The sequence below is a fragment of the Pseudomonas sp. MWU13-2517 genome (assembly GCF_023242545.1).
Taxonomy (GTDB): domain Bacteria; phylum Pseudomonadota; class Gammaproteobacteria; order Pseudomonadales; family Pseudomonadaceae; genus Aquipseudomonas.
The window spans coordinates 1-12325 of the sequence record NZ_JALMFA010000018.1 but is presented as its reverse complement, the minus strand read 5'-3'; the positions used below and the strand labels follow the sequence as shown (position 1 = coordinate 12325).

9 protein-coding genes are annotated in these 12325 nt (G+C 62.0%); 8 read left to right on the top strand and 1 reads right to left on the bottom strand.

The annotated features are described in order from the left end of the window. Positions 1-55 precede the first annotated feature (55 nt). The 3 genes from M5B97_RS23380 (at position 56) to M5B97_RS23370 (ending at position 4776) form a co-directional block, all read left to right on the top strand. Positions 56-931, top strand: a complete 876-nt coding sequence (locus tag M5B97_RS23380; protein ID WP_248732796.1) for a bestrophin family ion channel — start codon at positions 56-58, stop codon at positions 929-931. A gap of 114 nt (positions 932-1045) precedes the next feature. Beyond that, positions 1046-3454, top strand: a complete 2409-nt coding sequence (locus tag M5B97_RS23375; protein ID WP_248732795.1) for a glucose/quinate/shikimate family membrane-bound PQQ-dependent dehydrogenase — start codon at positions 1046-1048, stop codon at positions 3452-3454. A 56-nt stretch (positions 3455-3510) separates the two neighbouring features. Further along, positions 3511-4776 carry a carbohydrate porin gene (locus M5B97_RS23370; protein WP_248732794.1) on the top strand — a complete coding sequence of 422 codons (1266 nt, stop codon included), beginning with the start codon at positions 3511-3513 and terminating at the stop codon, positions 4774-4776. Here the strand turns inward: M5B97_RS23370 and M5B97_RS23365 are convergent. Beyond that, positions 4773-5948: a XylR family transcriptional regulator gene (locus M5B97_RS23365; protein ID WP_248732793.1), complete on the bottom strand. Its 1176-nt coding sequence runs from the start codon at positions 5946-5948 to the stop codon at positions 4773-4775. The genes M5B97_RS23370 and M5B97_RS23365 overlap by 4 nt on opposite strands. 139 nt (positions 5949-6087) lie before the next feature. Here M5B97_RS23365 and xylA point away from each other — a divergent pair, with 139 nt between their 5' ends. The 5 genes from xylA to M5B97_RS23340 all read left to right on the top strand — a co-directional run bounded on the left by xylA (position 6088) and on the right by M5B97_RS23340 (position 12132). Then, positions 6088-7404: a xylose isomerase gene (gene xylA, locus M5B97_RS23360; RefSeq protein ID WP_248732792.1), complete on the top strand. Its 1317-nt coding sequence runs from the start codon at positions 6088-6090 to the stop codon at positions 7402-7404. A gap of 149 nt (positions 7405-7553) precedes the next feature. Then, entirely contained in the window at positions 7554-8552 is a 999-nt protein-coding gene (xylF, locus tag M5B97_RS23355; protein ID WP_248732791.1) for a D-xylose ABC transporter substrate-binding protein, read from the top strand. A 129-nt stretch (positions 8553-8681) separates the two neighbouring features. Continuing rightward, positions 8682-10226: a D-xylose ABC transporter ATP-binding protein gene (xylG, locus tag M5B97_RS23350; RefSeq protein WP_248732790.1), complete on the top strand. Its 1545-nt coding sequence runs from the start codon at positions 8682-8684 to the stop codon at positions 10224-10226. Continuing rightward, entirely contained in the window at positions 10227-11363 is a 1137-nt protein-coding gene (locus M5B97_RS23345) for a sugar ABC transporter permease (protein ID WP_248732789.1), read from the top strand. A 460-nt stretch (positions 11364-11823) separates the two neighbouring features. Next, positions 11824-12132: a hypothetical protein gene (locus M5B97_RS23340; protein ID WP_248732788.1), complete on the top strand. Its 309-nt coding sequence runs from the start codon at positions 11824-11826 to the stop codon at positions 12130-12132. Positions 12133-12325: the final 193 nt, after the last annotated feature.

Here is a 12325-nt window from a genome sequence, read left to right as displayed (position 1 = left end):
ACTGCGCACGTCCGAATCAGAGCACTGTTATCAACCGTCCCTGCGAGGTCTTGATTTGAAAGCCGCCATCCTCAAGAAATACCGTCTGATCATCAAAACCATGGGTTATGTGGGCTGGTCGCTGTTATGGCTGCTGTTATGGGATATCGCCGTGACGGTGGACTTCATGCTGTTCCTCAATGCCAAGATCAACCTGCCGCTGATGCCCCTTACACTGCTGGGTTCGGCCCTGGTGGTATTGATCAGTTTTCGTAACAGCAGCGCTTATAACCGTTGGTGGGAAGCGCGCACGTTGTGGGGCGCGATGGTCAACAACTCGCGCAGTTACGCGCGCCAGGTGTTGACCTTGCTCGATGATGCCCAAGGCGAAGTGAACCCGGTCAAATCGACCCTGTTGCGTCGCCACGTCGCCTACGTGAACTGCCTGGCGGCGCACCTCAGGGGCCGACCATGCCCCGATGAGGTGCGCGCGTTTATCCCTGCGGAAGAGTTTGCACGCAACGGCGCCACCAATAACTTTGCCAATGACCTGCTCACCGGTTCGGCCACCTTACTGGCCCGGGAATACCAGGCCGGGCGCCTGGACAGCATTCGCCTGGCGCGGCTGGAGTCGACCCTGGTGGATTTGTCCAACAGCCAGGGCGGCATGGAGCGGATTGCAAATACGCCGCTGCCCTACCCTTACGTGTACTTTCCCCGGTTGTTCATTACGCTGTTTTGCCTGATCGTGCCGGTGGGCCTGGTCGAATCCCTGGGCTGGTTTACCCCGCTGGCTTCAACGGTAGTGGGCTTCATGCTGCTGGCGATCGAACGCATCGGCACCGACCTGCAAAGCCCGTTTCGCTCCAGCGAACACCAGATCCAGATGGAAACCATCTGCGAGACCATCGAGAAAAACCTGCAGTCCATGCAGCGTGATGCCCTGGCTTGATGCCGGGCATCATTGCCGAACCGGTAACAGACTATTCGCCAGCACAATGTACTAACTGGTTACTTATATTGCTAAAATCGCGCCTCTGCCTCTCACCTTCGAGCCTTTATCGATATGAAACGAGCATCGCGCGCCGCTGGCGCTTCAAGATTTCTCCTGCTGGGCCTGGGCATCATCATCGGCCTGCTCGGCGTGGCGCTGGCCGTGGGCGGTGCCAAACTGGTCAGCCTTGGCGGCTCCTGGTACTTCCTGGTCGGCGGCACGGCGATGGCGGTTTCCGGGCTGTTGATCGCCCAGCGCAAACCCGCCGGCGCCTGGTTGTTCGCGACGTTCCTGACAGGTACGGCCGTGTGGGCCATAGCGGATGTGGGCCTGGTGTTCTGGCCGTTGTTCTCGCGGGTGTTCATGTTCGCGGTGATCGGCGTGGCGGTGGCGCTGGTGTATCCGCTGCTGGTCAACCGGCCTGCACGCGGCGCCTATGGCGTTGCCGCCGTGCTGGCAGCGGGCGTGGCGGTCGCGGCAGGCAATATGTTTGTCGCCCACCCCAGCGTGGCGCCGACGGGTAAAGGCCCCGGCATCACGCCGGTGGCCGCAGCCGACGCACAAAAAGACTGGGCGCACTACGGCAATACCGAAGGCGGCAGCCGCTTTGCCGCGCTGGACCAGATCAACCGCGACACCGTCAATAAGCTCAAGGTGGCCTGGACCTACCACACGGGCGACGTGGCCATCAGCGACGGCAACGGGGCCGAAGACCAACTGACGCCACTGCAGGTCGGCAATAAGGTGTTCATCTGCACCCCGCACAACAACCTGATCGCACTGGATGCCGACACCGGCAAAGAGCTGTGGAAGAACGAGGTCAACGCCAAGTCGGCGGTCTGGCAGCGCTGCCGTGGCATGGCCTATTTCGACGCCACCGCGCCGATTGCCCAACCGACTCAGCCCAACAGCTCGCCGATCCTCGCCGCCAGCGTACCGGCCGGTGCGCAATGCCAGCGTCGCCTGCTGACCAACACCATTGATGCGCGCCTGATCGCGGTGGATGCCGACACCGGTAAATTCTGCGAAGACTTCGGCACCCACGGCCAGGTGGATCTGAAAGCCGGCCTGGGTGATGTACCGGACAGCTACTACCAATTGTCCTCGGCGCCATTGATGGCCGGCACCACCGTGGTAGTGGGCGGGCGCGTGGCGGACAACGTGCAAACCGACATGCCTGGCGGCGTGATCCGTGGTTTCGATGTGATCAGCGGGCAAATGCGCTGGGCCTTCGACCCGGGCAACCCCGAGGACAAACAAGCCCCCGCAGCCGGTAGCACCTATGTGCGCAGCACGCCGAACAGCTGGGCACCGATGTCCTATGATCCGTTGATGAACACCGTCTTCCTGCCGATGGGCAGTTCCTCCACCGATATCTACGGCGTGGAACGCACCCAGCTCAACCACAAATACGGCGCTTCGGTGTTGGCACTGGATGCATCCACCGGTGCGGAAAAATGGGTGTACCAGACCGTCCACAATGACCTGTGGGACTTCGACCTGCCGATGCAGCCGAGCTTGATCGACTTCACCCCGCCGGGTGGCGACAAGGCCGTACCCGCCGTCGTGATCGGCACCAAGGCCGGGCAGATCTATGTGCTCGACCGCGCCACCGGCAAGCCACTGACCGACGTCAAGGAAGTGCCCGTCAAAGCGGCGAACATCCCTAACGAGCCGTACTCCCTGACCCAGCCAAAATCGGTGGGCATGCCACAGATCGGCGCGCAAACCCTGACCGAGTCGGACATGTGGGGCGCCACGCCGTACGACCAGTTGCTGTGCCGCATCGACTTCAAGGGCATGCGCTACGACGGCCTGTACACCGCACCGGGCACCGATAAATCGCTGAGTTTTCCAGGCTCCCTGGGCGGCATGAACTGGGGCAGCATTTCCACCGACCCGGTGCACGGCTTCATCTTCGTCAACGACATGCGCCTGGGCCTGTGGATCCAGATGATCCCGTCGCAGAACAAGGCTCAAGCCTCGTCCGGCGGTGAAGCACTCAACACCGGCATGGGCGCCGTACCGCTCAAGGGCACGCCGTATGCGGTGAACAAAAACCGCTTCCTGTCGGTGGCCGGCATTCCGTGCCAGGCGCCGCCGTTCGGCACCCTGACCGCCATCGACATGAAGACCCAGCAGATTGCGTGGCAAGTCCCCGTGGGCACCGTGGAAGACACCGGCCCACTGGGTATCCGCATGCACCTGCCGATCAAGATCGGCCTGCCGACCCTCGGCGGTACGCTGTCGACCCAGGGCGGCCTGATCTTTATCGCCGGGACCCAGGACTTTTACCTGCGCGCCTTCAACAGCGGCAACGGTGAAGAAATCTGGAAAGCCCGCCTGCCCGTCGGCAGCCAGGGCGGCCCGATGACCTACGTATCGCCGAAAACCGGCAAGCAGTACGTGGTCATCACCGCGGGTGGCGCACGCCAGTCCACCGACCGTGGCGACTACGTGATCGCCTACGCCCTGCCCTGACCGCCCCTTGTTTGCGCGGTGCTCCTGCACCGCGCCTTCTGTCTGGAAGAACCTGCATGATCCCCGTTTCTCCTATTTCCATTGGGCGCCTGTTGCTGGGCCTGGCCTTTGCCGCCGCCCTGCCCGCTCAAGCCGATGACACCCGCCTGACCGGCGACTGGGACGGCCTGCGCCGTGAACTCGACGAACAAGGCATCCGCTTCACCGGCGACTACAGCGGCGAGACCGCTTACAACGCCGACGGTGGCCTGCACCGCTCGGCACGCTACTCGCAGAACATCAAGCTCGGCGTGCAGTTCGACCTGGGCAAGCTCTACGGCTTCAACCATGGCGACCGCATCCAGGTCACCGTCAATGACCGTCGCGGCAACAGCGCCTCCGAGGATCTGGTGGGCAACCGCCTGCCGATCCAGGAAAACTACGGTGGCCTCTACACCCGCCTCACCGAACTGAGCTACGAGCGCACGCTGTTCACCCCCGCGCTTAACGTCAAGCTGGGCTACATGGCCATGGGCAATGACCTCGGCGGCCTCGACAGCGGCATTCTGTGCAACTTCATGAACGCCGGTTTCTGCGGACACCCGCTGAACATGTCCGGCGGCAGCGGTTGGACCAACTACCCGAATGCGCGCCTGGGCGCCCGAGTGAAATACGATTTTTCACCGGCGTGGCAACTGCGCGTCGCGGCGTTCAATGTCGACCCCGAGAGCAACGGTAATTCCAGCCGTGCCTGGCGCCTGGACCCGAAACACACCACCGGTACCGTGGTGCCGGTCGAGCTGGTCTACAAACACGCAGGCCCGCTGCCAGGTGAATACAAGCTGGGTTATTACTACGACAGCTCCACTGTCAAACGCATCGGCAGCAACAAGGACGTCAACGGACGCGGCGGCCATTACCTGCTGATCGATCAAGCGGTGTGGGCCTCCGACTCCTCCGTCGGCCGCACGCTGCATGCCTTCGGCCAGTACTCCGCGGCCAGCGCGGCGGCGTCGCCGTTCAGCAAGTGGTATGGCGCGGGTGTGGTGCTGTACAAACCGTTCGAAGGCCGGCCGCGAGACACGCTGGCCCTGGGGTATGGACGGGCCGTGCCGAACCCGCGCAGCCGTGATGTACAGGAACTGGCGGCGTTCAACGCGGGAACCGAGTACCCCAACCTGAACAATGCCGAGCAGTTGATCGAACTCAGCTATGGCTACCAGGCCACGCCCTGGCTGACCCTGCGCCCGGATGTGCAATACATCATCGAGCCGGGAGCCTTTGCGGGTGAGCAAATCGACAACGCGCTGGTGCTGGGGTTGCAGGTCAAAGCCGTGTTCTAGGCCGCGCCTTGCTGATATTCCCTTGGCGTGCAGCCGAACTCCCGGCGAAACACCGTGTGCAGGTACTGCGCCGATTTGAAGCCGCAGCGCGCGGCAATCTCGGCAATCGCCACGGTGTGGTTCTGCAGGCCCTTGGCGGCAGCCGCCAGTTTGAAGCGCAGGATCTCGTCGTGCACGCTGCAGCCGCGCTCCTTGCGAAAGTGCGATTCCAGGGATGAGCGCGATACCCCCACATACGCCGCCACCTGGGCGGTCTTGATGCCCTGGCACGCGTATTGGCGGATAAACAGCAGGGCCTGCATCACGTAGGGGTTGCCCAAGGGTTGGTGCAGGCTGGAGGCTTGTACGTTGATCGCCTCCGGTGGCACCAGAATCTGCGTACCGGCGCAGGGTTTGCCGTGCAGCATCTGGTGCAACAGGGCGGCGGCGGTGCGGCCCATGGTCTCGGTGCCCTGGATCACCGAACTCAGCGGCACCCGCGTAAGGGTGCGGGTCAGTGGGTCGTTGTCGATACCGATCAACGCCACTTCTTCCGGCACGGCGATCCCCGCCGTCAGGCAGGCTTGCAGCAGTTGTCGGGCACGGGCATCGGTGACGGCGATGATGCCGATGGGTTTGGGCAGGCTTTCCAGCCAGGCGATCTGTTGCTCCACCGCGCTGTCCCACAGCGGCGCACTGGTGCCCAGGCCGCGATAGATCTCCACCGGTAAACCATCACGCGTCAACAACGCGCGAAAGGCCTTTTCGCGCTCCTGCGCCCAGCGGTTGGCCTGGGCTTGGGGCAGGCTGAAACAGGAAAACCGGGTCAACCCCGCCTCAATCAAATGCTCATACGCCAGCTTCATCAAACCGTGATTGTCGGTGGCCACATAGGGAATGCCTTTGGGATAGGCGTGTGCATCCTCGTAGGAGCCCCCCACCGCCACCACCGGCAACCGGCTCCCGGCCAGCGCTTCGCCGATCAGCGGGTCATCGAAGTCAGCAATGATGCCGTCGCCCTGCCAACGCTCGATGCCTCTGAGGCGGCACAGGAAGTCTTCCTCCAGAAACAGGTCCCAGGACGCACGGGTACTGCTCAGGTAATTGCCAATGCCGGCGATGATGCCGCGGTCGTAGATTTTGCTGCCATTGAACAGCAGGGCGATACGGTGAACGGGCGGTAGGGTTTTCATTGTTGTTGTCCTGAGGCCAGTCGTCACAGACTAAACCTCACCACTCAAAATCGCACCCTCCCTTGGTGATTTTCATAATCGGCGGGCCCGACGCCGTTGCTAGTATCCAGACACCGCCAAGAACAATAAGGAAAACGCCATGCAGTATTTCCCCGGTGTCGAGAAGGTTCGCTTCGAAGGCCCTGACAGTGAGGCGCCCCTCGCCTTCCGCCATTACGACGCCGACAAGCTGATCCTCGGTAAACCCATGCGTGAGCACCTGCGCATGGCCGCCTGTTATTGGCACACCTTTGTGTGGCCCGGTGCGGACATGTTTGGCATGGGCACCTTCAAGCGACCGTGGCAGCGCAGCGGCGAGCCGATGGACCTGGCGATTGGCAAGGCGCAGGCCGCTTTCGAGTTTTTCTCCAAACTGGGCATCGACTACTACAGCTTTCACGACACGGACGTCGCCCCCGAAGGCAGTTCGCTCAAGGAGTATCGCCACAACTTTGCGCAGATGGTCGATCACCTGGAGCGCCATCAGGAAGCAACCGGTATCCAGTTGCTGTGGGGCACCGCCAACTGCTTCAGCAACCCGCGCTTTGCCGCCGGCGCCGCCAGCAACCCCGACCCGGAGGTGTTTGCCTATGCAGCCGCCCAGGTGTTCAGCGCAATGAATGCCACGCTGCGGCTCAAGGGCTCCAATTACGTGCTGTGGGGCGGCCGTGAAGGCTATGAAACCCTGCTCAATACCGACCTCAAGCGCGAGCGTGAACAGCTCGGCCGGTTCATGCGCATGGTGGTTGAGCACAAACACAAGATCGGCTTCAAGGGCGACCTGCTGATCGAGCCCAAGCCCCAGGAGCCGACCAAGCACCAGTATGATTACGACAGCGCCACGGTGTTCGGCTTCCTGCATGAGTACGGCCTGGAACAGGAGATCAAGGTGAACATCGAGGCCAACCATGCGACATTGGCCGGGCACAGCTTTCATCATGAAATTGCCACCGCCGTGTCCCTCGGTATTTTCGGCAGCATCGACGCCAACCGCGGCGACCCGCAGAACGGCTGGGACACCGACCAGTTCCCCAACAGCGTCGAGGAGATGACCCTGGCCACCTATGAAATCCTCAAGGCCGGCGGTTTCAAGAACGGCGGCTATAACTTCGACTCCAAGGTCCGTCGGCAAAGCCTGGACGAAGTGGACCTGTTCCATGGGCACGTGGAGGCCATGGATGTACTGGCCCTGGCCTTGGAACGCGCAGCCGCCATGGTGCAGAACGACCGCTTGCAGCAATTCAAGGACCAGCGTTATGCCGGTTGGCGGCAGCCGCTGGGCCAGGCCGTACTGGCCGGTGAGTTCAGCCTGGAATCGCTGGCCGAGCACGCGTTTGCCAACGCGCTGAACCCGCAGGCCGTGAGCGGGCGGCAAGAAATGCTGGAGGGCGTGGTCAACCGCTTCATCTATCGCTGACCCCTGTGGCGAGCGAGCTTGCTCGCGCTGGAGTGCGCAGCGCTCCCTGTTTTGTGGGGCCGCTGCGCAGCCCAACGCGAGCAAGCTCGCTCGCCACGCGTACTATGTTTGTCTAGAGTCTTCCAACAACAATAAAAGGACGCGCTACCATGAAGTCATTCAAACGTACCCTGCTCGCCACCGCCCTGGCCCTGCTCGCCCTGCCGGTGATGGCCGACTCCGCGCACCCGAAAATCGGTTTTTCCATCGACGACCTGCGCCTGGAACGCTGGTCCCGCGACCGCGACTACTTCGTTGCGGCAGCGGAAAAACTCGACGCCAAAGTCTTCGTGCAATCGGCCGACGCCAACGAGCAGAAGCAGATTTCCCAGATTGAAAACCTGATCTCCCGTGGCGTCGATGTGATCGTCATCGTACCGTTCAACGCCACCGTGCTCACCAACGCCGTCGCCGAAGCCAAGAAGGCCGGGATCAAGGTCGTGTCCTATGACCGCCTGATCCTCAATGCCGATATCGACGCGTACATCTCCTTCGATAACGAAAAAGTCGGCGAGATGCAGGCCGGCGGCGTGCTGCAAGCGGCGCCCAAGGGCAATTACTTCCTGCTCGGCGGCGCGCCCACCGACAACAACGCCAAAGTGCTGCGCGAAGGTCAGATGAAGGTGCTGCAACCGGCCATCGACAAGGGCGATATCAAGATCGTCGGCCAGCAGTGGGTCAAGGAATGGAACCCCATCGAAGCCCTGAGCATCGTGGAAAACGCCTTGACCCGGAACGACAACAAGATCGATGCCATCGTTGCCTCCAACGACGCCACCGCCGGTGGTGCGATCCAGGCCCTGGCTGCGCAGAAGCTGGCCGGCAAGGTGCCCATCTCCGGCCAGGATGCCGACCTGGCCGCCGTCAAGCGCGTACTCGACGGCACCCAGACCATGACCGTGTACAAGCCGCTCAAGCTGATCGCCACCGAAGCGGCCAAACTCTCGGTACAGCTGGCGCGCAATGAAAAACCGACCTACAGCTCGCAATACGATAACGGCAGCAAAAAGGTCGACACCATCCTGCTCACGCCCACCCCCTTGACCAAGGCCAATATCGACGTGCTGGAAAAAGACGGGTTCTATACCAAAGCGCAGATCGGCCTGTAGGCGCCGGCTTGCCGGCGAAGATCGTCAACGAAAACGCGAAAAGCCTGGATAAACGCGGTGACTTGACGTTTTTCGCGAGCACGCTCGCTCCTCCAGTAACGTCGTCAGTCCTTTGTGTGAGCCATGGTCATGTCCGATTACCTGCTGCAAATGCGCGGCATCGTCAAAACCTTTGGCGGTGTCCCCGCCCTGAACGGTATCGATATCAACGTGCGGCCGGGGGAATGTGTCGGCCTGTGCGGTGAGAACGGCGCCGGTAAATCCACCTTGATGAAGGTGTTGTCGGCGGTCTACCCGTACGGCACCTGGGAGGGTGAAATCCTCTGGGACGGGCAACCGCTCAAGGCCCAGTCGATCAGCGAAACCGAGGCCGCCGGCATCGTCATCATTCACCAGGAGCTGACCCTGGTGCCTGACCTGTCGGTGGCCGAAAACATCTTCATGGGTCATGAACTGACATTGCCCGGCGGGCGCATGAACTACCCGGCCATGCTCCACCGCGCCGAAGCCCTGATGCGCGAGCTCAAGGTGCCGGACATGAATGTGGCGCTGCCGGTGTCGCAGTACGGCGGCGGTTACCAGCAACTGGTGGAAATCGCCAAGGCCCTCAACAAACAGGCACGCCTGCTGATCCTCGACGAACCCTCCTCGGCCCTGACCCGTTCGGAAATCGAGGTGCTGCTCGATATCATCCGAGACCTCAAAGCCAAGGGCGTGGCGTGCGTGTACATCTCCCACAAGCTTGATGAAGTGGCGGCGGTGTGCGACACCATCGCCGTGATCCGCGATGGCAAACACATCGCGACCACCGCCATGGCCGACATGGACATCCCGCAGATCATCACCCAGATGGTCGGCCGCGAGATGAACAACCTCTACCCCACAGAACCCCACGCGGTGGGCGAGGTGATTTTCGAGGCGCGCAACGTCACCTGTTATGACGTCGACAACCCCAAGCGCAAACGCGTCGACGATATTTCCTTTGTGCTCAGGCGCGGGGAAATCCTCGGCATCGCCGGGCTGGTGGGCGCCGGGCGCACGGAACTGGTGTCGGCGCTGTTCGGTGCCTACCCCGGCCGCTACAACGCCGAAGTGTGGCTGGACGGCGCCGTGATCGACACGCGCACGCCGCTCAAGGCGATCCGCGCCGGGCTGTGCATGGTGCCCGAAGACCGCAAGCGCCAAGGCATCATTCCGGATTTCGGGGTAGGCCAGAACATCACCCTGACGGTGCTGGAAACCTACTCCCACCTGACGCGCATCAACGCCGAGGCCGAGCTGGGCAGCATCGACCAGCAGATCGCACGCTTGCACCTCAAGACGGCCAGCCCGTCGTTATCGATCACCAGCCTGTCCGGTGGCAACCAGCAAAAAGCCGTGCTGGCGAAGATGCTGATGGCCAAGCCCAAGGTGCTGATCCTCGATGAACCCACGCGCGGGGTGGACGTAGGGGCCAAGTATGAGATCTACAAACTGATGGGCGCCCTGGCGGCCGAAGGCGTGTCGATCATCATGGTCTCCTCGGAACTGGCCGAAGTGCTGGGCGTGTCCAACCGCGTGCTGGTGATTGGCGACGGCCAACTGCGGGGGGACTTCATCAACGACGGCCTTACCCAGGAACAGGTGCTCGCCGCCGCGCTCAGCCAACACAATAATGATCGGAAGACCGCGTAGATGAATCAGGTCAAACACCTTTTTACCCGCTACAAAATGCTTGCCCTGGTTATCGCCGTGGCGTTTATCTGGCTGTTCTTCAGTTGGCAGACCGAGGGCGGCTTCGTGACGCCGCGCAACCTGTCCAACCTGCTGCGGCAAATGTCGGTCACCGGGATCCTGGCATGCGGCATGGTGCTGGTGATTATCAGCGGCGAGATCGATTTATCGGTGGGTTCGTTGCTGGGGCTGCTGGGCGGGCTCGCGGCGATTCTGGACGTGGTCTACCACATCCCACTGCTGGCCAACCTGAGCATGGTGGCGTTGTGCGGGTTGATGATCGGGTTGGCCAACGGTTACATGACCGCTTACCTGCGCATCCCGTCGTTTATCGTGGGCCTGGGCGGGATGCTGGCGTTTCGCGGGATTCTGCTGGGGATTACCGGCGGCACGACCATTGCGCCGGTATCGCCATCCCTGGTGTACGTGGGCCAGGGGTATTTACCGCATGCGGTGGGTGTCGGCCTGGGTGTGCTGCTGTTTGCGCTGACCTTGTTCCTCACCTGGAAGCAGCGGCGCAACCGGGCATTGCATGGTCTGGCGGCGCATTCCCTGGTGCGTGACGTGTTGCGCGTAGGGGTGATCGGCGCCGTGCTGGCCGGGTTCGTCACAACCCTCAACAGCTACGACGGCATCCCGGTGCCGGTGTTGTTATTGCTGGTGCTGCTCGGCGTGTTCAGCTACGTCACCAGCCAGACCGTGTTCGGCCGCCGCGTATACGCGGTGGGCAGCAACATGGAAGCCACGCGCCTGTCGGGTATCAACGTGCAGGCCGTCAAACTGTGGATCTTCGGCATCATGGGCGTGATGTGCGCCCTCGCCGGCCTGGTCAACACCGCCCGCCTCGCGGCCGGTTCACCGTCGGCGGGCAACATGGGCGAACTCGACGCCATCGCCGCGTGCTTTATCGGCGGCACGTCGATGCGCGGCGGGTCGGGCACCGTGTATGGCGCGTTGCTCGGGGCGCTGGTGATTACCAGCCTGGACAACGGCATGTCGATGCTGGATGTGGACAGCTACTGGCAGATGATCGTGAAGGGCAGCATCCTGGTGCTGGCGGTTTGGGTGGATGTGAGCACGCGGGCGGGTCGGCGCTGAACTACAAATCCCCTCTGGAAAAGGGGCTTGCCCTCGAGGGTGATGGGCCAGTGAAACCTGCCTGGCTGATCCGTCGCTATCGGGAGTAAGCCCCCTGCTACATCGAGCGCATTCGATTGTTTGATCGGCGGGTGAGTGGCAGTTGGTCATGGTTTGTAAAGGGCCAGCAAGGCGGGTCGCTTTTAATTGCGGGACGTTTCCTAGACAATCCCTGCCGCCTTGTGCCTGTTGGAATCGGTGGCTAGTCTGCGGTCCGTCACTGCCAATTCAGTGATCGGGTTTAGTCGCCCGAACTCGGAACAGGCGCATGCCCCCATGAAGCTTTATGGTGGCTGTGCGCAGGGCGCCCTCGGGCGCGCCGGGTTCCTGTTCTGACCGGTCGACTAACCTGCGTACAGCCGTCACCTTCGTTTAGTCGCGAAAAGTGTCAGCTCCTTGATATTCAGACAGGAACTACACCATGAACAAAGTCCTACCCGACCCACCTCTCGATCCCGCCAAAGCCCGCGCAGCCTTCAACCGCGCTATCGACCACTACCTGCCCACCCAAGGCGTTCACTGCATCAACGACGACCTGAGCTTCGAAGACGCCCTGCTCTACACCGCCAGTTTGCTCGACAGTGCTTCGGCGACTGCGCTGGACTGCGGCGAGCTGCTGGAAAACCCCGAGCGGGCGAAGATCCTCGCGGTGTGGCATTTGCTGGAGATTGCCAGGACCACGGTGGATCGCTCCATCGAATGCCTGAAGCCGTCAACGGCGCCTGCCTGAAAAAAAGGCGTAAAAAAGCCACTCCTGAGAGTGGCTTTCCAGACAGTTAAACGATAAAGCGGACAACGCGTAACCTGTGGCGAGGGAGCTTGCTCCCGTTGGAGTGCGTAGCAGGCCCAGTCTTTTCAAGCCCAAAGCTGGGGCCGCTGCGCGACCCAGCGGGAGCAAGCTCCCTCGCCACAGTGACTATGCT